22 protein-coding genes and 1 tRNA gene are annotated in these 25,716 nt (G+C 35.5%); 3 read left to right on the forward strand and 20 right to left on the reverse strand.

The features are described from left to right. Nucleotides 1–36: 36 nt before the first annotated feature. On the reverse strand, nt 37–2,499 hold the full coding sequence (locus DWZ63_RS04140) for a glycogen/starch/alpha-glucan phosphorylase (protein ID WP_118498805.1): 2,463 nt from the start codon (nt 2,497–2,499) through the stop codon (nt 37–39). A gap of 232 nt (nt 2,500–2,731) precedes the next feature. Here DWZ63_RS04140 and DWZ63_RS04145 point away from each other — a divergent pair, with 232 nt between their 5' ends. After that, nucleotides 2,732–3,169: a protease complex subunit PrcB family protein gene (locus DWZ63_RS04145; protein ID WP_055945263.1), complete on the forward strand. Its 438-nt coding sequence runs from the start codon at nt 2,732–2,734 to the stop codon at nt 3,167–3,169. Between the two features lie 92 nt (nt 3,170–3,261). Here the strand turns inward: DWZ63_RS04145 and DWZ63_RS04150 are convergent, their stop codons facing one another. The 11 genes from DWZ63_RS04150 to DWZ63_RS04200 form a co-directional block, all read right to left on the reverse strand. Continuing rightward, complete coding sequence (locus DWZ63_RS04150) at nt 3,262–4,515, reverse strand: DUF6382 domain-containing protein (protein ID WP_055945265.1); 1,254 nt, start codon at nt 4,513–4,515, stop codon at nt 3,262–3,264. Between the two features lie 38 nt (nt 4,516–4,553). Next, on the reverse strand, nt 4,554–5,159 hold the full coding sequence (locus tag DWZ63_RS04155; RefSeq protein ID WP_055945266.1) for a hypothetical protein: 606 nt from the start codon (nt 5,157–5,159) through the stop codon (nt 4,554–4,556). 14 nt (nt 5,160–5,173) lie between these two features. Further along, entirely contained in the window at nt 5,174–5,590 is a 417-nt protein-coding gene (locus DWZ63_RS04160; protein ID WP_055945268.1) for a prepilin peptidase, read from the reverse strand. 4 nt (nt 5,591–5,594) lie between these two features. Next, nucleotides 5,595–6,335, reverse strand: coding sequence for a hypothetical protein (locus DWZ63_RS04165; protein WP_055945270.1), 741 nt, complete (start codon nt 6,333–6,335; stop codon nt 5,595–5,597). Continuing rightward, complete coding sequence (locus tag DWZ63_RS04170) at nt 6,328–8,220, reverse strand: DUF5702 domain-containing protein (RefSeq protein ID WP_147353201.1); 1,893 nt, start codon at nt 8,218–8,220, stop codon at nt 6,328–6,330. The genes DWZ63_RS04165 and DWZ63_RS04170 overlap by 8 nt, the downstream gene beginning before the upstream one ends. Continuing rightward, entirely contained in the window at nt 8,195–8,395 is a 201-nt protein-coding gene (locus tag DWZ63_RS04175) for a Flp1 family type IVb pilin (RefSeq protein ID WP_022014535.1), read from the reverse strand. The genes DWZ63_RS04170 and DWZ63_RS04175 overlap by 26 nt, the downstream gene beginning before the upstream one ends. A gap of 300 nt (nt 8,396–8,695) precedes the next feature. Continuing rightward, on the reverse strand, nt 8,696–10,198 hold the full coding sequence (locus tag DWZ63_RS04180) for an immunoglobulin-like domain-containing protein (protein ID WP_055945273.1): 1,503 nt from the start codon (nt 10,196–10,198) through the stop codon (nt 8,696–8,698). Between the two features lie 112 nt (nt 10,199–10,310). Further along, entirely contained in the window at nt 10,311–11,102 is a 792-nt protein-coding gene (locus DWZ63_RS04185) for a type II secretion system F family protein (protein ID WP_055945274.1), read from the reverse strand. Then, nucleotides 11,039–12,265 (reverse strand): CpaF family protein, encoded by a 1,227-nt coding sequence (locus DWZ63_RS04190; RefSeq protein WP_055945276.1) that lies wholly within the window; start codon nt 12,263–12,265, stop codon nt 11,039–11,041. The genes DWZ63_RS04185 and DWZ63_RS04190 overlap by 64 nt, the downstream gene beginning before the upstream one ends. 306 nt (nt 12,266–12,571) lie before the next feature. After that, a complete protein-coding gene (locus DWZ63_RS04195) occupies nt 12,572–13,564 on the reverse strand; it encodes a hypothetical protein (RefSeq protein WP_055945278.1) in 993 nt (330 codons plus the stop codon). A 73-nt stretch (nt 13,565–13,637) separates the two neighbouring features. Beyond that, complete coding sequence (locus DWZ63_RS04200; protein ID WP_055945280.1) at nt 13,638–14,132, reverse strand: A24 family peptidase; 495 nt, start codon at nt 14,130–14,132, stop codon at nt 13,638–13,640. A gap of 403 nt (nt 14,133–14,535) precedes the next feature. Between DWZ63_RS04200 and DWZ63_RS04205 the strand changes: the two genes are divergently transcribed. Then, nucleotides 14,536–14,757: a DUF2508 family protein gene (locus DWZ63_RS04205; RefSeq protein ID WP_022014529.1), complete on the forward strand. Its 222-nt coding sequence runs from the start codon at nt 14,536–14,538 to the stop codon at nt 14,755–14,757. 96 nt (nt 14,758–14,853) lie between these two features. Here the strand turns inward: DWZ63_RS04205 and DWZ63_RS04210 are convergent, their stop codons facing one another. From DWZ63_RS04210 to DWZ63_RS04245, 8 genes are all read right to left on the reverse strand, one after another. Next, on the reverse strand, nt 14,854–16,341 hold the full coding sequence (locus DWZ63_RS04210; protein ID WP_022014528.1) for a S8 family peptidase: 1,488 nt from the start codon (nt 16,339–16,341) through the stop codon (nt 14,854–14,856). Further along, the gene (locus DWZ63_RS04215; protein WP_022014527.1) at nt 16,310–17,008 is read right to left on the reverse strand and encodes an L-ribulose-5-phosphate 4-epimerase; all 699 of its coding nucleotides are present in this window, start codon (nt 17,006–17,008) and stop codon (nt 16,310–16,312) included. The genes DWZ63_RS04210 and DWZ63_RS04215 overlap by 32 nt, the downstream gene beginning before the upstream one ends. 55 nt (nt 17,009–17,063) lie before the next feature. Continuing rightward, on the reverse strand, nt 17,064–19,550 hold the full coding sequence (locus DWZ63_RS04220; protein ID WP_118498809.1) for a transglutaminase-like domain-containing protein: 2,487 nt from the start codon (nt 19,548–19,550) through the stop codon (nt 17,064–17,066). Nucleotides 19,551–19,554: 4 nt separating this feature from the next. Continuing rightward, the gene (locus DWZ63_RS04225) at nt 19,555–20,538 is read right to left on the reverse strand and encodes a DUF58 domain-containing protein (RefSeq protein ID WP_118498811.1); all 984 of its coding nucleotides are present in this window, start codon (nt 20,536–20,538) and stop codon (nt 19,555–19,557) included. A 7-nt stretch (nt 20,539–20,545) separates the two neighbouring features. Beyond that, nucleotides 20,546–21,511, reverse strand: coding sequence for a MoxR family ATPase (locus DWZ63_RS04230; RefSeq protein ID WP_022014524.1), 966 nt, complete (start codon nt 21,509–21,511; stop codon nt 20,546–20,548). Nucleotides 21,512–21,533: 22 nt separating this feature from the next. Then, on the reverse strand, nt 21,534–21,872 hold the full coding sequence (locus DWZ63_RS04235) for a hypothetical protein (protein WP_022014523.1): 339 nt from the start codon (nt 21,870–21,872) through the stop codon (nt 21,534–21,536). Between the two features lie 170 nt (nt 21,873–22,042). Then, nucleotides 22,043–23,707: a D-alanyl-D-alanine carboxypeptidase family protein gene (locus tag DWZ63_RS04240; protein WP_118498812.1), complete on the reverse strand. Its 1,665-nt coding sequence runs from the start codon at nt 23,705–23,707 to the stop codon at nt 22,043–22,045. A gap of 261 nt (nt 23,708–23,968) precedes the next feature. After that, nucleotides 23,969–24,040, reverse strand: a tRNA-Arg gene (locus tag DWZ63_RS04245). Nucleotides 24,041–24,096: 56 nt separating this feature from the next. On the opposite strand from DWZ63_RS04245, the gene clpX reads away from it, so the two are divergent. Beyond that, nucleotides 24,097–25,551, forward strand: coding sequence for an ATP-dependent Clp protease ATP-binding subunit ClpX (clpX, locus tag DWZ63_RS04250; RefSeq protein ID WP_055945286.1), 1,455 nt, complete (start codon nt 24,097–24,099; stop codon nt 25,549–25,551). Nucleotides 25,552–25,716 lie beyond the last annotated feature (165 nt).

Raw genomic sequence — 25,716 nt, forward strand, 5'->3', positions numbered from 1 at the left:
TATAATGAACCAGCCGGCACTCATATAGACTCACAATTAGTCAGCGTCCGTAACCTCAACTTTAACTTTGTCAAGATGCCAGATTTCTTTTGCATACTCCTCAATAGTTCTATCTGATGAGAATTTACCGCTCTTTGCTGTATTTAACATAGCTGAACGAGCCCACTTCTTCTCATCCTTGTAAGCTGCTTCAACTCTTTCCTGAGCTTCTGCATATGATCTGAAATCTTTAAGGATAAAGTACATATCAGGTCTGCCGCCCTGTCCGTCAAGAAGTGAATTGTAAATATCTCTAAACTCTTCAAAATTGCCCTGTGAGTATGTCCCGTCTACAAGCTGTGTAAGAACGGCACGGATGTCTGCATCCGAATTGTATATATCTCTTGGATTGTACTGTCCGTTGTGCTCATATGCGATTACCTCATCTGATGAAAGACCGAAGATAAATGCATTTTCCTCGCCAACTTCGTCAACTATCTCAACATTTGCACCATCCATCGTACCAAGTGTGAGTGCACCGTTTAACATAAACTTCATGTTTCCTGTTCCTGATGCTTCTTTACTTGCTGTTGAAATCTGCTCTGAAACATCTGCTGCCGCAAAGATAATCTCGGCATTTGATACTCTGTAGTTCTCAATAAATACAACCTTAATCTTTCCATTGATTGAAGCATCATTATTGATAACATCACCAACGCTGTTGATCAGCTTAATAATTGATTTTGCTCTCATATATCCTGCCGATGCCTTTGCACCGAATATAAATGTTCTAGGATAGAAGTCCATTCCCGGATTCTGTTTTAATTTATTGTAAAGGTACATTACATGAAGAATATTTAAAAGCTGACGCTTATACTCATGTAAACGCTTTACCTGCACATCAAAGATAGAACGAGGATCTACTTCGATTCCATTATGCTCTTTGATATATTTTGCGAGTCTTACTTTATTCTTATACTTGATATTCATAAACTCTTTCTGGCTGAGTTCATCATCAGCATAAACAGAAAGTTCATTGATATGTTTAAGATTTGTAATCCAGTCATCACCAATCTTATCTGTAATCCACTGTGCAAGCAACGGATTTCCATGAAGTAAAAATCTTCTCTGCGTGATACCATTTGTCTTATTGTTGAACTTCTCAGGCATCATCTCATAGAAATCTTTAAGTTCCTGATGTTTAAGAATCTCAGTATGTAGTTTAGCAACACCATTAACAGAAAAACCTGCTGCTATTGCAAGATGTGCCATCTTAACCTGACCGTCATAAATGATAGCCATTTTCTCAACCTTGCTGTTATCATCAGGATATGCAGCCTGAATCTGAAGTACAAATCTTCTGTTTATTTCTTCAATAATCTGATAAATTCTTGGAAGAAGTCTTGAGAACAGCTCTAAAGGCCATTTTTCAAGTGCTTCTGACATGATTGTATGGTTTGTGTATGCACATGACTTTGTGGTAACATCCCATGCTTCATCCCATGAAAGATTATACTCATCCATAAGGATACGCATAAGCTCTGCAACAGTAACTGTAGGATGTGTATCATTTAACTGGAATACGACTTTTTCATGAATTTTACGAATATCATCATGCTTTTCCATATATTTCATAACTGCACGCTGAATACTTGCAGATACAAAGAAATACTGCTGCTTTAATCTAAGCTCTTTACCTGCCATATGGTTATCATTTGGATAAAGTACCTCGCAGATAGTTCTTGCAAGATTTTCCTGCTCAACTGCTTTCTGATAATCCCCCTTATCAAATGAGTCAAGATTGAATGTATCAATAGGCTCTGCATCCCAAATTCTCAATGTATTTACAACATTATTATTGTAGCCAACGATTGGAAGATCATAAGGAACGGCTCTTACTGACTGATAATTCTCCTGAACAAACTTATCCCTGCCGCACTCATCCTTGCGGATAGCAACATAACCGCCAAACTTAACCTCGACTGCATACTCAGGTCTTTTAATTTCAAATGGATTTCCATATTTGAGCCAGTCATCCGGCTTTTCAAGCTGATAACCATTTTCAATAACCTGCTTAAACATTCCATACTTATAACGGATACCACATCCATATGCCGGATATCCAAGTGTTGACAACGAGTCAAGGAAACAAGCCGCAAGTCTTCCAAGACCACCATTTCCAAGTGCAGCATCCGGCTCCTGATCCTCGATCACATCAAGATCCATACCAAGTTCTTCGATAGCATCTTTTATTGCCTGATTTCCTTTTAAGTTAATGATAATATTTCCTAAAGCTCTACCTGTAAGGAACTCCATTGACAAATAATAAACTGTCTTAACATCCTGTTCCTCATAAGTTCTGTGTGTAGCCATCCACTGATCTACGATAAAATCCTTAACTGCATATGCTACAGCCTGAAACTTCTGCTGATCATCAGCTTCATTGATAGATTTTCTAAATAAAACTTTTAAATAATCCTCGACTTCCTTTTTAAACTCTACCTTGTTCAATTCTTTCATACTATTTACTATCCTCCTGCTTTTACTTCCACAGCCAACGATGTCTGATATTTACTATTATAAACCACAGTCCTCTAAAAATCAATGAAAGCAATTACAACATATACTATCTTTCTGACGCTGATTTTTTGATAATTTTTTCGGTTCTTTGTACCTTATTTCCTTAAAAATATACATAAAAAGCATTTTTTATTCATAATATTTTACTAATATAATAAAGTGAGGCAGCCCTATGTTCAATCGAAAAAAAAACTCATTTCACCGAATTCAAGTTTATATTTTTCTCCTATCAGCCGCATTATCACCAACTCTTTTGTTTAGCGGATGCAGCAAACAGGATGATTATCCAAAAACTAGGGATATAGATTACACTGTCGTAACCGGTAGCGAAATCCCACAGGAACTCAGAAAAATGATAAGGGAACGCAAAGAAAATGCCTTTGAACTCAGTTTTTCATGTGAGGGAGAACTCTATATAGTAAAAGGCTACGGCAAACAGCTTTCACCTGATTTCAGCATTACCGTCAATGAACTTTATCTTTCAGATAACTATATCGTATTTGACACGGAATTATATGGTCCTAAGCAAAAATCAACTTCTAAAGCCAAGAGTTATCCGTATATTGTAGTTAAAACAGAATATATCAACAAATCTATTGTTTTTAAGTAGTATTATGCAAGTGACAAAATCAGACAGCAATGGAACAATACACGGCATCAGTTGATTTCAAAATGTCTTTTAGCTCCAGAACCCTGGTGTACTCAAACAACAATAAAACATATATCCGCAAATGTAATCTCATCCCTGACACTACACTTTGTTTTTACATTTGCGGCAATTTTTTTGCCATTTATAAAAGTCCCGTTTAAAGAACCTTTATCGGTAACATACAAAAAATTTTCATCTGCCTCAAGTACTGCGTGTATCCTGCTGATATAATTATGTGGAAATACAACCTCATTTTTTACACTTCTGCCTATATGCACACACTCCTCCATTCCACAGCCAAATGAAACAGACTTCTTTATATCTATGGCTCTTGGAACGAACTCCCTCACCAGCACATCTTTTATATTTCCTCTCACCAGCGTAAATTTTTTACTTCTATCCCGACAGACTTCGCCAACTTGATAATCTTTGCCCGTCATGCAGATTTCACCGTCTTGATAAGACTTTCTATTTTTAAAAATCTTACTATATTTAGGGCTTTTTCCTGCCTTACGGACTTTGCCATCGCTATAATCTTTTCTGTACAAACCTGTTTTATTAACTTTACAGACTTTTTCCTCCACACCGATTATATCAGATTGATAAATTTTATCATTACAGTTATTTCTTTCTCTCCGGCACTCACCGGAAAGTTCCTTTTTCGTCTGCTCCGACTGTATTCTTCTGCCTTTATCTTCCACAGATATTTTGTCTTCACATATCTCACTATTCTTTAAATCATGAATTTTCTTTTTTTCATCTACAAACTCCTCAATGTCACCAATAAAAAAACTATCTGTTGAAACAATTTCATATAATTCATAAATAAATTCCGCCCCCTCCCTGTCCTCATGCTCTACTGCCCTCATAAGTTCTTCCGTCATATCTTTCAACTGTTTTCTATATGATATATCATGGTCCGGAAAAATACAGAAAGCAAACTCCCTAAACTTTCTTTTAGTATATATAAGCTCCATTTTAAACATAATTGAATCAAATGATATAAGATATTTTTTACAACTTTTTGCAATCTGTATAACCGCAGTATATATACGACACAGCTCATTATACCCAACACTTTTTATATTTATCGCATCTTTCATGGAAATCATATCTTTTATATCATAATACAGACAAAATTTATCATCCATATATCTAATGTCATATGTAAGCACTCCCGGTATCTTGTTATTTTTAAGCATTTTCAGTTCTATCGTTTCATTTTCTGCTGTTTCACTGTCCACATCATCAATCTCATACACAATATATGAACCAAATGCACCATCTTTTTTTTCATATTTAACCATAATTTCTATTTTCACCTCCAAAAGCCATTTGCAGCTTTTTACTGCTTAGTATTTTTTCTCCAAAGCATACTTTCCGGTTTCAATTTCAAGCATCTTGTTTTTAAGCAGATTTTGTTTTTCTTTTTCATAAAGTAAGCTATAACGGGAATATTCATATTCGCAACAGCATTTGCCTTAGCTGTCACATACTTAATACCAACATTGCAATCCGCATTTTTGACTTTTAGGACTATTAAATTTTTTGATACCTGTTCTTTATAGCCTGTTACGGTATTTCCTTTTTTTCCTAACGAACTCTCAGCACCTTTCTCAATCTTTTCTGCTAAATTGTCAGTAACTACATTCCTGCCAGATACATTTTCATTCTGTGCAGCACTCAACACTACTGTCCTTAGATTTTCCTGCAAAACCACTTTATCATGCAGAAAAAAGAGCATATACATGATTGCAAAGACAATACCCAGTATCATTGGAACAATAAAAGCAGCTTCAACCGTGTAATTACCTGATATATCATATTTTTTAACCATTTTTCTTTTTTTGCCTACCTCCTCATATTCAACAGATGTATCTTCTTTCTGATTTGCATCTTTACATTTTTTATAACTTCTCATATTTTTATTATTATAATCAATCTTTTCCAATAACCCTCCCCCTGTCAAACCATAAAGCTGCTTACATATGCCATAAAAATAAACGGTACCAGCGGTATTTCATATTTTTTTTCTTTTCTTTTAACTATCACAAGATATAATGCAGCAAAAAACGCAAACATCACCGACATAAAAATAATGTAAAAAGCTTTTTCCATGCCCACAAAACACACAATACATGAATACAGTAAGGCATCTCCCATGCCGATTGCTCCTTTTGAAACAAAAGATAATGCCGCAAATAAAGCAGCCGCAAACAAACCTGTTGTAATATTATGAATACTGATGTTTTTTTCAATAAATCCACAAATCATAAGCATACAAAAAAATAATATCAGCACTCTTATATCAACCGTTCTTTTTATAATATCCGTTATCATACATATAGCAAGACATAATCCAAGTAATATCGTTACTGCCATATATCTATCCCCTTTCCATACATTTATTGCACTCTAACATTCCTCCTACTTTTGATTTTTTTACCTTTTTTATATTTCTTTTTATTCCTGAACAATGTCCTGACATATGATACCGGTCTCCATAATCTGTTATGTAAATATAAATCCCTACAGTTTTAGAGTATTTTAAACAATGCTCACATCTTTTGTATTTCCCTCCTGAAAGATTTCTCATTCCGTCAATTTTATCTGCAAAAACTCTCTTTACACTCGGTTTTAAATATGTGCAGTCAGAATGTGTATGATAGACTTTGCCTGTCTCCGTTATATAAACATCTTCATCCCCTGCCGTTTCATCAGTCAGCATACTTTTTCCAGCATACTCACTCACAACCATCTGGTGGTAAAAGTTCTGTCCAAACCCTGCCATTCCAAATGGAACTTTCTTTTTGTATTTCATATAACAGACCTTATATCCGCCTTTATCTGTCCAGCTTATTATATTTTTACCATTTAAAAACGAAGCTATATTATCTGTAAGCATTCTGATTTTTTCATATGAATATTCAGATTTGTCCGAATTATTTTCATTGGTATCATGACTGTATATCGCATATCTGTCTGCCGCATCATACAATTTTGCATAATTTTCATTTATTCCAAATAGAATATTAAATTCATACAACAATGAAAACAACACCAGAAAAAATATAGGAACACAAAATGATGCTTCAACCGTAATTGATGCTTTTATATTTTTATCCATATCTGTAACTAACGCTCACCTGCCTTCTAAATTTTTTATACTTCAAATCCTTTCCATACATATTCCATAAAAACGGAAATGCAAATTTCATACTATATGTAATATTGTAATCCGCTGCTACTATACAATCATGGATGCGAAAACTCTCATTATATCTTGTTCTCAAATCATGTTGGATAATATCAAATAGTCTGCTTTTTATTTTTTCTTCCGGAACCACCGCAAGAAATGCAAAAAGATATTCCCTGTAATCTATAAAATTTGCTGTTATCTTTCCATCACTTTCTTGATACTGCCGTGCTTTCTCTCTAAAAAAACTGCCTGATACGGTACATATTTCTTCATATTTTATTTTTATATCAGTTGTATTTTTTAACAGTGGAATTTTTTTACCGTCAAGAAGTGCTGCTGTATCTATACATGACTCCTCAAACGCTAAGATTGCAATTATTGCATACTGAACCCCTTTTATGACCGGCTCTATTCCTGTTATTCCTGCTATTGCAGTCGCTGTGGCAAGTGCTTTTGCTTTTATCACTTCATCTTTTGAAATGATTGCAAAATTTATAAGCATACGCATAGAAATTATCCTATTTATAACTCCAGTCAGATTATCCCTTTCGTTTTCTTTTCCGCATATCAGATATTCCATACCATAATCAACTGCACTTGCAGAACTCTTTGCATAAGATGTAAGTTTCTTTTCCGCATAAATCATCTCTGACAATTTATTTGTTCCACAGCTTCCTATAGCCTTAAAGTCAGTATCCTGCATATCAGTGTTTGAGAATATATTTTTTAAAAATGAACCGGCACTCTCATAATCCTCTGTTTTCTCATGTTTTTTTGATTTTGAAATTTTCTTCTCTCTATCTTCCGATAAAACATTTTTTCTAGCTTTATTCTCTCCACCGCCTTTCAATAAAACATTTTTTCTGACTTTATTTGTTTCACTGCCTTCCAATAAAACATTTTTTCCAGCTTTATTCTTTTTACTGCTTTCCGATAAGACATTTTCTTTAACTTTTTTTTCTTCACTGACATAACCATCTTCTACAAGTGCTTTTTCTATGTTCTCATTTGAAACTTCAGAAATATCACACACCAGCGAAAGATAACCATTCTGTACTAGTTCCTTAAACATTTCTAATGGGTTTCCAATATCCGCATCTTCCATGTCATTTCTTTTTTCATCAGCTTTATCCTTTTTGGCTTCTGTTTTATCGTTTTTCTCAGATTTATTTCCATCTTTATCCGAATTTTCAATCTCTGTTTTTCCTTGCTTTTCCTCACTCCCCTTTTCATTCTTATCAGCATATTTTTCCTTATATTTTCCCGTTTCATAACTGTCTGCATCATCAAGTTTTTTATAAACTTCCTTTTCATCATATGTACCATCCTCAGAATGTTTATTTTTTATCTTGTCTGCAATTTCATCGACAGTATCGCTCACAAGACACGCCTTTATCTGCCTGTCCCAATTATCACCATCTTTAAATCCCTGACTTTTTTCAGTCTTTACAGTTATATTTTTTATTTTATATATGTCCGTATATGTCAATAACGCATTTTCCGGCTTTACGCAAAGATTTTTTTTAACAATTTCCCTAAATTCCTGACACATATCATCGTAATCAATCCCATTATAACCACCATATCCAAACAAGCCATACTCCTTATAAAGTTCCAGATTGTAATCACCAAACAAGGTCTTTTCTGCACTAAGCGATGCATTTTTCATATAGCCTGTTGAAGATATGATTCTTGTATTTTCAAATATATCAAGTATGAGACTTAATATAATCATAAAAATAAAGGTCATAAAAACGGTTATGCTTCCCTGTGCTGTTAATTTTTTCTTATTCATCAAGTTCAATATCTTCATTTATCGTTTCCGAATCCTCATTTATATTTGAAAATGCACTGCTTACAATACCTGTTATCTGTTTTCTAAATATAACCACCAGCATTATAAGCACTACAAGAATAAGAATAATCTCAACGACACCTATTCCATCTTCCTCATAAATCAAATCTCTTAAATCGTTCTTTCTTATCATAATTTTTCCCTCTCTTTCTCTACAATGTACTCTCGGTATCTCCTCAAAACGAGCATTTCGGCCAGTGTACTGTATCAATGACATTTCGCCAAATAACTTGCATAAATTTTCATTCTGCAAGGCGGAGGAATGAAAATTTACCCTGCGTTATTTAGCTGAAAATCAATGATACACTACACTAGATTTCCGATTTATTGTTTCAATTTTCTCGTCGTACATACCGTGTACGCACTTTGAAAATGTCATTGTATATCAAAACTTCATCTCTAAATTCTTCGTCCAGAAGATTTTGAGAGTACATTACATACCTGCAAAAGCAGCGTACATTATTATTGCAAATATTATCACCATCATTATCATCATGGGAAGAAGAAGCTTTGTTCCTGCTTCCTCTCCAAGTATTTTGACATTCTCCTTTCTCTCGTTAAATACATCTGCGGATTCATACTCCAAAATCCTTATCAGGTCTGCGGTTCCTTTTTTCATATTTTGCACAAGTAATGTGCAAAACTTCATATAGCTTAAAAGTCCTATCCTCCTCCCAAACAGCTCATATGCCTTTTCTTCACTAAGTCCATTTTCCATCTGCCTTCTTGTCAGAAGCATTTCTTCTATAAGATAATAATTATCCCGATAATTCTTACTCAAATAATTTTTATCAGTATAATTATTAGCTTTTGATTTCTCACCCTCTGTTTCCGTTATACGAATCCACGCATTTTTTACCGGTAATCCTGCATTTACCAGCAATACAAACTTTTCTATCATCTCAGGATATGCAAGTTTTAACTGCTTTTCCCTGTCTGACACTTTACTTTTTGTCATGCTTTCAAGTAAATATGGAACAATAATAAACATAACTGCCATAATTGCCGTAAGTTTCCACAAAGGCTCATATCTATTTATGCCATATTTGATTTTTTTCCCTGCGACTTTTTCAGGAAGTTTAAAATATCTCAGACTTTTTGTTTTTTCCATAGCATCTGAAAGAAGTTTATCCAACTCGTCCCATATACTTTGCTCGTTTCCTTTTTTTACTGGAGTTACAATAACATTAAACCTTAATTTTTCCTTGAATGCCTCATATTTTATAACAGCCGTAAGTCCGACCTGCTGCGGCTTACTTATCCTGCTGCCATATACTTTTCCCTGTTCCGATATAATTTTCTCATCATCAGAAAACCACGACACCACAAACATACTTCCTTTAACTTTTTTCATAAGATACAGATTTTTACAGACTTTATCAGAGGATTTATTTTTTCCAAGATAATGTGCATAAATATATTTTTTTACCTTTTCTGACTGTATCTTAATTTCCTCGTCACTATATTTTCTCTCTGGTAATGTTATATCTAATTCTTTTTCTAACCCACCTATTTTTGTCTCTACCTTTATCTCTTTTTGTTCGCCACCAATGTCATTTTTCTCAATATAATAACCGCAAACCAGTTCCCGGTCATTCTGACATGATAACAACGTCACAAAAAACAATACCTGACATATTCCAAGCATATATAAAAATACCGATATATGTTTTATGTAATAATCCCGTTTTATATCATCATCACTTTTTCCAACATACAATTTTCTGTATCTTTTTAAGGTTTCTTCCTTTAACTCCATATAAAGTCTATTCTGCAAAATACTTAAAATCCTTTTTGCCGCCGGTAGTATAAAATTATATGTTTTATCAGTTTCAGCCCGCATTTTCTTTTTATTTAAAAACCATTCATAAAGCAGAAATGCAAAATATAAACATAATACTCCGACACTAACACCAAATAAAATAATATCCCTCAACATACCCCTCCTTCTTATTTGTAGATTTACATCTTGTCCTAATCAATGATGCAGCCTGCCATCTACAGCCAGGCGGATATTCACAATCCACTCTGCCATTTCCCTGATAGCATTAAATTTTTATATTTGCTATCTTATTGCTGAGCATACAGCCGAATATGTATATCAAAAACAATATTGTCATAAAAATATGCCCGCCCACCGTATAAAGACAATCCAAAAAACCTGGTGAGGTTATCCAGAAATATACGATTATCAAAAGCGGTACTACATTCATTATCCTGCTTTCCATCTTTTTTGCCGCTATCATTGTTTTTATCTCCCTATTGACTTCTATCTTACTGCTTATCTTATCTGCCGTAGATTTAACTATTTCAACCATATTTCCACCTGTTTTCTGTGCAATACAAAATATATCCGAAAAGCACTTTATATCCTCAACATCACACCCTGATGCAAACTCCGATATTGCCTTTTCCATAGGAATACTGTTTTCTACGGATAAAATCATTCTGTCTACCTCAGGCAAAAGCAGCGATTTTTTCCCATACAATAATTCTATGTCTTTTCTTGACTCCCTTATGGAATTTTCAATAGAATAACCCGCTGAAAGAGCAGCCGACACACTCAACATCATTTCCTTAAATTCAAGATTTACATTCCATTTCCAGTGTTCATTATTTCTTTTTATTTCAACTTTTATATTAAGCCACCCATATATAACAGATATGAATAAACATATGATAACTGACTTGTAAAATAACATTGATACCAAAAACATCTTTCCAAATCCACAAAAAAAGTATTTTATCAACTTTGTTTTATCTGATTTGAATAAATTTATAACTCTATCCCGGCTCTTTGAAGCTTTTCCGTGTGGATAAGCCCCTTTTCTCTCCTGCATAAACTTCCTTTCACCCTCCCGTCTTTATCCTCACCTTCCTCAACGAACTCAAATAAAGTCTGAAGCTTTATCCTGTCCCCCTCCATACCAACAATCTCTGCTATCTCTAAAACCTTTCTGGTCTTATCACGAATCCTCCCAAGATGGATTATTATGTCAAGTGCAGATGCTATTTGATTTCTTATTGCCATCACCGGTATATCCATTCCTGACAATACCAATGTTTCCATTCTTGAAAGCATATCCTTTGAACTGTTTGCATGACCGGTGCAAAGACTTCCGTCATGACCGGTGTTCATTATGTTTAGCAACTCACATGCCGCAGCATCTCTTATCTCGCCCAAGATTATTCTATCAGGCCGCATCCTCAACGATGACTTTAAGAGATCTCTTATTGTTACCGCATTTTTGCCTTCAACATTTGCATTTCTTACTTCCAGCCTTACAAGATTTTGTATATTTCTTATCTGAAGCTCTGCCGCATCTTCTATCGTGATTATCCTTTCATCTTTTGGAATATAATCTGACAGTGCATTTAAAAATGTTGTTTTGCCACTGCCTGTTCCTCCACTTATAAAAATGTTGTATCCCGCTTTCACAAGCTTTTCCAAAAAGCTCGCTGCATCTTTTGTAAGTGAACCTATCTCTATAAGCTTCTCCATTGTCATTGGACTCTCCGGAAATTTTCTTATAGTTACAACAGGTCCGCTAAGGCTTACAGGCGGCAGTACAACATTCACTCTTGAACCGTCAACAAGCCTGAAATCTACAATAGGACTTGTCTCATTCACAACCCTGTTTACCTTTGATACTATCTGCTGGATAACATCTTCAAGTTTATTAACATCTACAAACTTTTCCGGATACCTGCTTATCCTGCCATTCTTTTCAATAAAAATATTATCGCAGCCGTTCACCATAATCTCAGTAATATCAGGATTATCTACAAGTTCCTGAAGTACATCCATTCCGCGTATTGAATTAAAAATTCCTCTGACAAGTATTTCCTTATTATTCTGTGATATGTATGTACTATGGCTTTTTTCAAATACCCGTTCCTCTATCAATTCATATAATTCTTCATCACTGCACTCCCCTCCATCAATCATTTTTTCAACAAGTTCCCTATAAATCTCTGTTTTTATTTTGCTTATATTCTCCATATATCCACTTACAATCCATGTTTTTACCTTAAATCAGAATTTTTGTCGTAACAGTTCAGCCTTTCATTTCTTACATTCATAAACCTGCCAGCGAGCTGTCAGTCGCTGCTTTGCAGCTTTTGTTTATTTCATTTCAGAAATGAAAGGCTATTCTACCATAAAAAGGTACTTAACAATACAATGAACAAGCTCATTGTATTGCCAATTATCTTTTTATGGCTGAACTGTTACTTTTTGATCAGTTATTTAAAATTTTTTATTGCTCATATTTTTAACTTTTAATCAGGAAGTTCCTCTCTTTTTTGCTCAATCAATCACTGATTTTTCTGATGCATAAAACATAATATTATCAAGACTTCCTGCTAGACCATCACGCATCAGCGTCTTTTCAAAAGAACTAAATCTCTGCCTGTCAATCTCATCCTGCACAGCAGAAAAATACAATTTATCACACCTTTGCATCAACTCAATAAATGTTTCATTGAGATAACCTATTACAAAAATAATCGTTTCATACTCCATCTGACCTGAAAGAATACTGATAAACTCCTCTACTCCCTCAATATCAAAGTATTTAAGATCTCTGTAATCTTCCACCGAATATATACAATCCACGCCACCTCTGTGACATATTATAGACTGTAATTTCAGGGCAAGCTTACTGCCCTTTTTATTCAGATAATATATGACTTCTGACATTCCTCTTACATATGAAGTTTCATAAGTCATATTCTCTCCCTCATATGAAAAAAACTGTTCACACATATTATTTTCCAGCCTTAATGCACCATCAAGACCGTTTAACTGGTCAAGACATACAAGAAGTGTCTTTTTTACTTTTGCCGTCTTTATCGCAAGATCAACACCATATTTCAATGCCAGATTTACGCTGTCTGACGAATACACTCCTATTAACTCCGTATTGATTTTGACCGGATTTTTATTATTTTCTTCCAATCGGATTTTCTCGTCATCAGCTATATTTTCAAGCACCTCGTTAATAATATTTTCTACCGACTGATACTTAAACACAACCGGATATTTTTCACCCTCCATCACATAATTTCCTTCTGACAAAACAATTATCTTACCAATTTCTTTTGTGTTTTTAATCTCATCAACATACTCCTGACCCAAAAGTAATACATCCAGCTTTCCCTTTTTTACAAATTCTGAAATTTTGTCAAACACTGTAAATATCATGAAATCTATACAATTATTTTTATTATTATAAAAGTATTCTGCAAACCTCTCTGAATAGACCGTCTTATCATATAGACCTATTACTACTTTCTCCAAACTATCCCTCCTCTTACAATAAGTTTGTCTTTATCTGCCTGAAAAACAACTTACAAACTCAATTTTTTAACAATTACAACAACACTAAAAAATATGCTGCTGCCGTCAATGGTGCCATGCGGATAATCACTGCTCTTTCTGACTTATCCGCTGCAAAATAATGCCCGGCACCACAAACACCATATAACAGGTAATTTTTTAATTCAAAAAATCTGTTTAGCAAATACGGATACTTTAAAACACGATATACCGCCGCGACTCCTGCAAACATAATAGTGAGTGCAGCCACTTTTATACCAAAAATAAATCCGTAGAATCCGGTAATCATACAAAATAATTTTATATCTCCTGCCCCTATTCCCCGCAGCTTAAACACCGGTAGAAATATCAGACATATTAAAGTCATATCTTTTATCCCACGCATTGCATACAAAAATCCATCAAAATACACTTTGTATATAACCGACAAAATTATTGCCGGAATCACTATACAATTACTTATTCTGTTTCTTTTCATATCATCAATTCCTGCCATTAAAAGCATACCGCACACAAATATTTCTCTCATGTCTTTCACCTCCTCCATTTGCGTGGGCTAACTTTAACATCACACAAAATGTATGTCAACACCCCCTGTTTTTATCTAAAATCGCCAAAATTTCATCTTTATTTTTGTTAATATCTGACTAAAATTTTTCTTAGTTTGTTATTTATTCTGCACAACATCTGCCTCACTCCTAAGGCAAAAATTTCGTTAAACTTTTTTTAATTTTTTTGATATGATACTTCACTGTATTTTGTAATCACGTCATCTTCTCTTTTCTAAAGACTTAAATTTTAATTTGTCGTTTTTTAAGAGAAAATGACAAAAAATTTTTTTAACTTTTTTATAAAATTGCATATTTTTTCCAACCCTTGTCTATACTTATTTATAAATGATATTAGAGTCAAATAATGAGAAAGGAATTTTTATGATTTTTTCAAACAAAAAAAGAAACCCTCCCAAAAGAGAAGAGTTCCTTAAAAATGCACTAAAAGAGACACAAAAAAGCTTTGAAAATGCTTACAAAGGACTCGAAAGTGTAGATGACCCGGACCTTATAGACCTTTTTATATATGAAATAAATGCTGCAAACCTCAGATACAAAGTGCTGCTTCGTGACATAAAAAACTCTGACACTGGCAACACATAGACCGTCAGTGCAGTAAATCCATAAATTTATCCAAAAAATTACAACATAGTCAAACTGAAATAGGATATACCTGTCATATGATAAAATATATTAAAATCATATTCTTCCCCGCATTGTCTGAAACACACCATAAAGATCAATGCCGCCGTAACCACATATCCTGTTTGGGACTTCCACCCCCGTGTTTATCGTACCACGGATAAGATATTTCTTGACGGACACGGTGTCCATCGTTATGTCATTTTTTCTTATTATCCCCCATTCCATCAAAAGTGCTGCTGCCCCGGCTGTTATTGCCGTAGCGGCACTTGAACCGCTCATATAACCATATCTTGCCAATGACACATCACCTTTTTGTGTCCTGTCTGTAATGACACTTGCCATCGGTCCAAATATGTCTATTCCCGGACTGCATATATCGGGTTTTATATATCCAGACCTTGTGTAGCCACGGCTTGAGTCTGCAACGGCACTGGTCGTATATGAATTATAGTAGGCATTTGACAATATAGCTATATTGTTTGCCGGATTGCATATCGTCACATCAGGGTCACTTTCAAGAAAATAAGTTTCATCAGTTATAAAATTTTTTATCGGCAGCCACATATCAAAGAAACCATCACCCCGGTTGTCATTGAAAACCCTTATTTTCCATAACCCCGGTTCAACTGAGCTGAATCTTAGCCTTACACACTCGTCGCCGCTCTCATATGCCGTTATCAGATAATCTATGTCAACCACTGTTTTTTCAAGTACAAACCTTATCCTGTGCTGCTCACCGAGTTTTGCCGTTGTCTTTCCGCTGTATTCACCGCTTGGAGATATGATACCTATCGCATAAAGATTTGGTGCATCTCCCCACAACTCTATCGTAAATCCATCATCACTTCCCGTCCGCAGTTCGACCTCAACATCCTGCCCCGACCTGAGCAGTCCGCTCCTGTAATGATGTCCGGCATTAGCTTCATTTCCACACGCAGCCACCGCACACACACCGCTGTAATTTCCTCTACTTTCGAGATATTCTCCAAGACATCCTCCTCTCTCATGCCCTCCTATATTTGTTCCTATTCCAAAGCATATGATAAGCGGTTTTTCGGCTTTTACTGCAGTCTGCCACAAATATTTTATGCCAAGCATTATATCCTGCTCACCGTAGACTACTTTATCACCGCCTATGCGGAAATATCTTTTAAGACCGTCTTTTGCTTCACGGCACTTAACGACGCATATATCGGCAAGCGGGGCAACCCCCGAAAAATTTCTCTCATCAATCTTATTGCCACAGGCAACCCCTGCAAGAAATGTTCCATGTCCGTTTGTGTCTACACTCGGAACTATGTTTTTAGGATTATCAGACATAAGTGCTTCATTAATATTACTTCTTAAATATTCTGCCCCGAACAAAAATCCGTCGGGAATTCTGCCGCTTTTCATATTTTCAATGGGTATTGTCTGATCCCATATTGAATATATCCTGCTTGTTCCGTCAGCATTTAAAAAAGCGGGGTGACCGTAGTCTATCCCCGCTGGTGTGCGAATAAAAATATTATTATTTGCCCTGACCGTAATATGCGTTAGCACCGTGTTTACGATAGTAATGTTTGTCCTGAAGCTCCTGTGGTGCAGGCTGGATTCTAGGATTGATAGTCTCAGCACGATATGCCATCTTTCCGACTTCCTCAAGAACTACTGCATTGTGAACTGCCTCGTGAGCATCTTTGCCCCATGCAAATGGTCCGTGGTTTTTGCAAAGAACAGCAGGAACAGCTACAGGATCAAGATTTCTTGCATTGAACTCGCTAACGATAAGTTTTCCCGTATTCTCTTCATATGCATCCTCAATCTCGTCCTTTGTAAGACAGCGTACACATGGAACTTCACCATAAATATAATCAGCGTGTGTTGTTCCATAGCATGGAATTGATCTTCCTGCCTGTGCCCAGCTTGTAGCATATGATGAGTGAGTATGTACGACTCCTCCGATGTCCTTGAATGCTTTGTAAAGCTCTACATGAGTTGCCGTATCTGATGACGGATTATATTTTCCTTCAACTTTGTTTCCGTTGAGGTCAACAAGCACCATATCTTCAGGTGTAAGCTTGTCATATTCAACACCACTTGGCTTGATAGCAAAAATTCCACTCTCTCTGTCAATCTCACTTACATTTCCCCAGGTAAATGTTACAAGACCGTACTTTGGTAAAAGCATATTTGCCTCATAAACTCTTTTCTTTAATTCCTCTAACATATTTTTCCTCCTTCTCAGTGAAAATTTTTAATAAGTGTTATAGAAAAAAGTAAATTTATTTAGTTTTTTCTATAATAAAGTTCTGTAACAAGTTTAACTCAAAATAAAGACAATGTAAAGACCTTTCGGCTCTAATCTTTGATGCAATTTCATTCATTATACAAAGACAACACAACAGTTCGCTCTCTGATATATCCTCCGCCGAAAAAGCAGCCTTTTCAAGTATCTCCCTAAGATTTCCTATATCACACACCTCGGACAGTTTTTTGATATATTCATCATCGGAAAGCTTTTCCATTTTCCTGCCTTCACATCCCATATACAGGGTCAAAAATCTTCTTGCCACAAAAAGCTTTGCTGAATTGTTTTCTGCTCTTGAAATCTTCTTTTTATATAAAAGATAAAACATTTTTTGTCTGCCATAAAAAATATATATCAGAAAAAGTACAAATGCCACCGCAAAAACAAGCAGTAATCTTACATACAACGGCAAGCCTGTTCTGTTTTTTGCTGCAGTCTTTTCCGACTGGCTTTTCTTAATATTGCTTTCCATCTTGTCCTTAACTTTTGTTTTGTTCTTTACTGTCTTGTTATCGGACTTTTTCCTGTTGTCTTTTTTCTTTTTTACATTCCCGTTATCATTTTTAACTTTATTTTTCTTTGGCTTTGCCGTATTTTTTGCCCTGTGTTGAGCTTTATCTGCCGCTTTAGTGCTTTTCGGTACAGTATCAAAAGAAACTTGTGGCGGTTCTTCATCGGCATATTCCTTTGAGATTGCAGATGTTTTTGTCATATCTACCGGCAGCCAGCCCACCCCCTCTTTATATATCTCAGACCATGCGTGTGCATCCTCATCATGTACCTGTGCCACATAGTACACTTTATTTTTCCCAAAAGCACTCTTTCTCACTACCTTTTTAAACTGACTTGGAAAAACCATATAACCTGCGGCATATCTTGCCGGAATATTTTTCAATCTTAAAAGAATCGTCGATGCCGTTGCATAATGCTCACAGTAGCCCTTTTTATTTTCAAAAAGAAAATAGTCAAGATAATCTTTCGTCAGAGGAAGTCTGCCCGGATTTTTTGTATATGTCGTATCAGCTTGCAATGCAGACTCTATTTCCTGACATTTAAGGCTTAACTGTTCAGACAATTCTATTTCATCTGCAAATTTTTTTAACTTGTCATCATCAGGCACTCCAAGGTAATTTTCTCTGACATATTCGCTATATTTTGTATCTGTCACATAACTTTTATCACTGTTTAAAAGATAATTATATTCTGAATACGCCACATCATAATACTTTATATTGTAATCATCAGCTTTTCTTGTTATGCTTCTCTCCAAATCATCTAATTTTATCCCATTATCAACAGTTGTTACATTTTTATCATCAGATTTTTTATTTGTATTTATATTTTTTACATCACTGTAATAAGGCAGAGCCAGTTTTTTATCTCTCTGATTTGCCTTATTGTCATATTGGACACGCATATTTATAAGTTTTGTTTCACTACTTTTGTCCGCCATATCCTTAACAGACTTGTATCCATAAGAAAAAATACTTTTCAAACGATAAGAATAAAATCCTGATTCCTCTGCTTCACTCGTCCATTTGCCGTTATTGTATGTGTCCGCACTAAATTCTTTAAAATAAATTTTTGACCCGGGCTTTTTGTCGAGCACTATTTCAAACATATTTTTCCCCGTGTAAACAGGTGAAACATTTGATAATCTTCCACGATAACTCATATCCTGTATCTGTTCAACGATATTATCAGCAATCTTTTTTGCAATCTTTTCATATTGCTGTTGTTTTCTTAAAATCTGATTGTTTTTCGACATAATCTTTTCTTCGGTCTGATCTGTAACACAGACTGAAACTGCCATACAGGCTGCCATTATAACTGAAATGACCGCATATCCCACCGCCTTATTTTTCATTTTACGGTTTGTAATAGAAAATGCTATACCCGCACCACCTGCAACAAGCATCGCAAAAGTCTCCACAGATGGTGTTTTTCCGTACATCATTCCCATGATAACCACTACCGCCGCCGGAATATAACTCCACACCCTGCTTTTCAGACTAAAAATACATATTGCCATGGCAAGAACCATCATCCCTATTATCACGATAATGGCTGCTTTTCCACTATTCCCAAGCCGTGAACCGTGCAAAACGGAAGTTACATCTGTCATTTCATCAGACTGTAAATACTCCTGTTTTTTTATGTTCACATAATTAAGAAGTATATTTAAACTCCCTTTCAAATAATCACGCCTTAATAGCATAAAACCAAAAAAGGCAATCGTATATCCGGCAAATAATATATTTTGGGGAATTGATTTTAACATCCCCGTCAATGTAAATATCAACGAGAAGATGAAGATTGCCAGATACACCTCTCTATAATTTGCCGGATAACTAAACTCATCACAAAAACTGCGGTAAACTCCAACGGCAGTTATCGCCATAAAAATCCCCGCTAAAGGCATTGTCTGTCTTTTCTTTTGCCTGATTCCATACAATTCCATAACTCTAACCTGTTTTCTCCATTTCTATAAGCGTATCTTTATCAATAACAGGATTATTTCCTGTTGACCGCAAATTCATTTCATCATAAACATTTATCTCACATAACGCCCGGTATAATTCTTCCTCATTTGATACATATGCTCTTTTCACATGCTTCTGTCTTGCATCATACCAGACATAGACTATATTTTCACCATTTTCGATAGTCCCAAATCCTACCTTGTTCCATTTATCAAATTCTCTTGCAATTTCTTCTCTTTTTAACGGTCTTGTCTCAATATAATAACAATAATAATTTTTACTATCATCCAAAAATTCCTTTACATAGAGTATATTACTTTTTGATGAAAGCTTCCAATGTATATTTCTAAGCCTGTCGCCATTTCTATACTCTCTGACATGGCTGAAATCTCCGTTATTTTTCTTATTCCCGCTAATCATCACACAGTTGTCATCACTATCTTTTTCTTCGGTTTCAATATATTTTCCATCTGTCACAGGCACTATACAAACTGCTTCACTTTTATTTTTCATATGTTTGTTTAACTTGAAAAATCCCAGATAGTCGTATATTCCCGCCTTTTTAACAGAAACTATATAATTTCCGGATAAGATTTCATCATCCCTAAAACTGTACGAACATCTCTCTGTCCTTTTTGCCGAACACCACTGCTTAACAACAACTTTTTTCTGCTTCATATTATATGGGTCAAGGCAGTTCAATGTGAGCAGTATTTTTCCACTTGGCAAAATACTCCTGTTTTCAAGAACAAGTTCAAAATTTATCCGCCCGCATTTGTTTATGACAGGCTTTGTTTCAAGCTTTATCTTAAGCTTGAAAAACAATATCATATTCATGATAAACAACATACTTCCTATTAAAATTTCAGCATAAAACACAAACAAAAAACCATTGCTGTTATATAAAACTGACATATATAAAGTAAACAATACACTCAAAATAAATGTAAAAATCCTACCTGCCATTTTCTCCTCATTTCTTCTTTTTAATTCCCGGTGCTTTTATGCCGTTACTTATTTTTTTGATAGCCATCTGCGAAGAAATCCTTTCTCCTGATGCTCTTCCCGACATGACAATCCTGTGCGGAGCAATCTTTTCAAATGCCTCCTTGACATCTTTTGGTGTCACATAATCTCTGTCATCAAGAAATGCAAATGCTTTTGAAAGCTTCGTAAGTGCGATTGTTCCTCTCGGACTTACTCCAAGTCTTATATAATCGCTTCCCCTGGTAGCTCTGATAAGTCTGCATATATAATCATAAACTTCATCAGCTATAAAAATATCTTTCACATATTTTCTTATATTTAAGAGTTCTTCCCCGTCAATAACAGACGCAACACTTTCTGACATACGCACATTTTCATAATCTTTTTCACAATTTTTTGCAATCTTTATCTCATCCTCAAGTGAAGGATAACCCATGGAAATACATATCATAAATCTGTCAAGCTGTGATTCCGGCAAAAGCTGTGTTCCTATACTTCCCTCCGGATTTTGCGTAGCTATGACTATAAACGGTTCAGGAACTTTTCTCGTCACACCGTCAACGGTCACACTCTTTTCCTCCATCACTTCAAGAAGTGCCGACTGCGTTTTCGGTGAGGTTCTGTTGATTTCATCCGCGAGAAAAAAATTGCACATTACAGGTCCAGGCTGATAAATGAATTCCTGACTCTTGTTGTCATACATATTAAATCCGGTAATATCTGCCGGCATTACATCCGATGTAAACTGTGTTCTTTTGTTTTCAAGACCCATTGCTTTCGCAAATGCTGTTGCGAGCGATGTTTTTCCGACACCCGGAACATCATCAATAAGTATATGTCCCTCAGCCAAAACTGCCGCCATAACACTTCTTATGCAGTCGTCTTTTCCTATAACAACCTTTCCCACTTCATCTAAAACCTTAATACAATCTGAATAATATTTTTCTTTCATACTCCTGTTATATCCCTTTCTTCTATTTTCGCACGGCATACCCCGTATCTATAAACCCAACCATAACTCCCTGTCCGTACATAGACAGATTCGGCTGATTTCTGACTTTTGTTATCCCCGCCGACGCAAGAGCAGGCTCTGATGACATAAGACCATAGCAGGCGGGCACAAAAAATGCTCCGCCGTTTATGCCACTTCTAACTTCATCTCCCTTTACATATGCAATCGCAAACCGCTCAGAGATTATCTGATAACATCCCTCACCATATTTATCGGTCAGGTATTTTTCATCTCCATAATACTCTACAAGATAATCCTGATACTCCTGCGAAACCGCCGCCTCCATACACAACCTGTTCATACAAATAATCTCCGCTTCTTTTTCCATATTTCAATAATATCAAATTGCGAAACTCTCATAATACTTTATTAAATTGTGCAATTAACACAACATATAATCAGTTTCGCAATCACCCTCACTATATAAATATGAAAAAAAGACCGGAGTGACAATCCACTCCGATCCGATATTTAAAAGTCAAAGAAATTCTTTCCAAAACTCTCACGCGTTTTCTTACGGCGTATTGAATAATTTGTGTTTTTTCTTGTAGACGGCTTATCACTTGTTGAAGCAGATGTTTTCTTTGTATAATGCTTACTATGATTTCTTCTCACATTCTTATTAGAAGAATCTTTTCTGTTCTGCCTTACTCTTTTAGCATGATTTCTTCTACCCATTTTACTCTGGTAGCCACCATGCCTTTTTCTGCTCCTTGACATTACAATGGACTTACCTGTAATGGCAAAAATTATAAACATCACAATAACTATTATCGCTAAAAGTATGACTATCGAAAGAACAATGTTGTTTACGATAAAATCAATCACTCCATAAATTCCACCTGAAATGCCATCTCTTATTCCGGTAAATATCTTATGAAACAATGATGGATTTGAATTTGTCTTTTCGATTGATTTTATTTCTTTGTTTACAACTTTTCTTGATGCTTCATCAAGATATGTTTTCTTTGTACTGTCATAAATAATATTGCTTGAACCAACCGTTTTTCCCGCATAAGTGTAGGTTACTTTTCCTATAATATTCTTTCCAGTCTTAATTTTAACATTTTTATTGTAAATTATTTTCTGCTTAGCCTTTGAAAGTTTAACATTCTTTGGAAGTACAACACTTGACTCACCCTCAAATCTCACCGGAGAATTTGAACTGTTAAAGAAACTTCCGTAATTGTCAAACAAATCTTCACTTATCTTTGAATCAGAACCACCGACATTATGCTTTTTGTACTTTCCAAAACAATAATTTAAAAGTTTAATCGTATCCGTGTACTGATTAGGCTCTCCTGCTTTCTGGCTTGTCGACTTCATGACAACGCAGACAAGCTGCATACCGTCTTTTTCCGCAAATGTAACAAGCGTATTTCCTGCTGCGTGTGTAAATCCTGTCTTTCCACCGATACAATATTTGTATCCGTACTGAGGATACTCGTCCGGATTGATAGCCTCATGATGATTGAGCCATATTCTCTTCATCTTATGCTTATTTGTCTTTGCACAAGTATATCTCGGTGTATTGCTGACCTTTCTAAATACGGAATTCTGTAAAGCTGCTCTTCCTATCATCGCCATATCATATGCCGTAGTATAATGATTAGGATCAGGCAGACCGTTTGGATTATTGAAATGTGTGTCTTTAAGACCAAGCTGCTTAACACGCCTGTTCATCAGCTTAACAAAGTTCTTTACACTTCCTGAAACATGTTCTCCTGCCGCAAGACAAACCTCATTTGCGGACTCAAGCATGATGGCATAAAGGCACTGTTCCATCGACATTTTCTCACCCGGCTCAGAACTTACCGTCGAATCTCCTGGACTTATACCGTATGCTGCCGTCTTTGAAAATGTTACAACATCACTCGGTGAACTGTTCTCAGCAGCTAAAAGTGCCGTAAGAATTTTGGTGATACTTGCCGGATATCGTTTTTTGTGAATATTCTTTCCATATAATACCGTACCCGTGGAAACTTCCATAACTATTGCCGAACCGCTGACAAGACTGTCCGTTGACGGTCCTTTCGGCCATGAACCACCCTTTGCCTGTGCACTAACTCCCGACAACATTGCGGAAAACATGATAATTACAGTCAAAAACGACGATAAAACTCTTTTTCTGTTCATAATCTCCCCACTTCCTGTGTAAATAACATACCTCTTATCTGATAGTCAAGCGGATATTCGCAATTTGCTGTGCTGCTTGCTCATAACACTAAATCTATCGTTTAATTCAATTTATTAAAATCTTAATCTATTTATAAAAAAACGCTAATCTTTTACTAAGTTGCATTGCATATTTTAAATATATAAGCTATCATGATGTTACGGTTTGCTAAATTGTAAACAATTTTGCCACCGCATAAACACATCCAGATAAACAAAAAGCACTCCCAGTAGGAATCGAACCTACAACTGCCCCTTAGGAGGGGGCTGTTATATCCATTTAACTATGGGAGCACACAATTCATATTTTAACACACTACAGCATAGTAGTCAAGAAAAGGAGATAATTTATGTCAGATAATAATAATAGTGATAATATAAACGCATCAGATAACAATAATAACAACGATAGTTATGAAGAAATCTGTTATATATGCCGCCGTCCTGAAAGCAAAGCAGGCAAAATGATACATATTCCAAATAATATATGTATCTGTAATGACTGTATGCAGAAAACTTTTGATTCAATGAACAATATGAACCTGAACGGCACATTTCCAAATATGCCTTATATGGATATGTTCGGATTTGGTATGCCAAATATGCCGGGCGGTGACAATATCCCTAAAAATCAGAAGATTAAAAAGAAAAAAGCTGCAAAAGAAAAGAAAAAAGATAATATACAGACAGGTGTCTTTGACATAAAACATCTTCCTGCACCTCATATAATTAAATCAAAACTCGATGAATATGTAGTCGGTCAGGAATTTGCAAAAAAAGTAATGTCTGTCGCAGTTTATAACCATTATAAGCGTGTACTCTCAGATGATATTGAGGAAGATGACGGAATCGAAATCGAAAAGTCAAATATGCTTATGGTAGGTCCAACAGGCTGCGGTAAAACATATCTTGTTAAAACACTTGCTAAAATACTTCAGGTTCCTCTTGCCATAACTGATGCGACTTCACTTACAGAAGCCGGATATATAGGCGATGATGTAGAGAGCGTTTTATCAAAGCTTCTCGCCGCAGCCGACAACGATGTTGAAAAAGCCGAACATGGAATTATCTTTATAGATGAAATTGACAAGATTGCTAAAAAAAGAAACACAAACAGCAGAGATGTAAGTGGAGAATCCGTTCAGCAGGGAATGTTAAAACTTCTTGAAGGCAGTGATGTCGAAGTTCCGGTCGGTGCTACAAGCAAAAATGCAATGGTTCCGCTTACAACGGTTAATACGAGAAATATTTTATTTATCTGTGGCGGTGCTTTTCCTGAACTTGAAAAAGTTATTAAAAACAGACTTACAAAACAGTCGTCCATTGGATTTGAAGCTGAACTTAAAGATAAATATGATAACGACGAAAATATTCTCTCAAAAGTTACTACTGAGGATCTCAGAGAATTTGGTATGATTCCTGAATTTCTAGGCAGACTTCCTATAGTATTTACACTTCAGGCAATGACTGAGGATATGCTCGCACAGATACTCACACAGCCCAAAAATGCAATCTTAAAGCAGTACAAAAAGCTTCTCGCACTTGATGAAGTTGACCTTAAATTTGACGATGAAGCCGTTCACTGCATAGCAAAAAAAGCCTTAAAGAAAAACACCGGGGCAAGAGCTCTTCGTGCCATTATTGAAGACTTTATGCTTGATATAATGTATGAAATTCCTAAGGATGACATGATAGGACGGGTAACTATCACTGATGATTATATAAACCACAAAGGTTCTCCGGTTATTGAAATGCGTGAAAGTGGCGAAGCAAAAATCCTCACCCAGAGAGATTTGATTGAATAAAGTGCTATTTGCCTGACCGTGATAAATAAACGCAGAATTATATAAATATTGTACTTTTTTAATCCACAAGCACAGCAGTATTTAAAAAACTGCTGTGCTGTTTTTATTTATCTCTCAACTGCTTTCACATTATAATACAATTTTAGATTTTTCACATCTGCAAAC

The sequence above is a fragment of the Clostridium sp. AF34-13 genome (assembly GCF_003477845.1).
In the GTDB taxonomy this organism is placed as follows: domain Bacteria; phylum Bacillota; class Clostridia; order Lachnospirales; family Lachnospiraceae; genus Butyribacter; species Butyribacter intestini.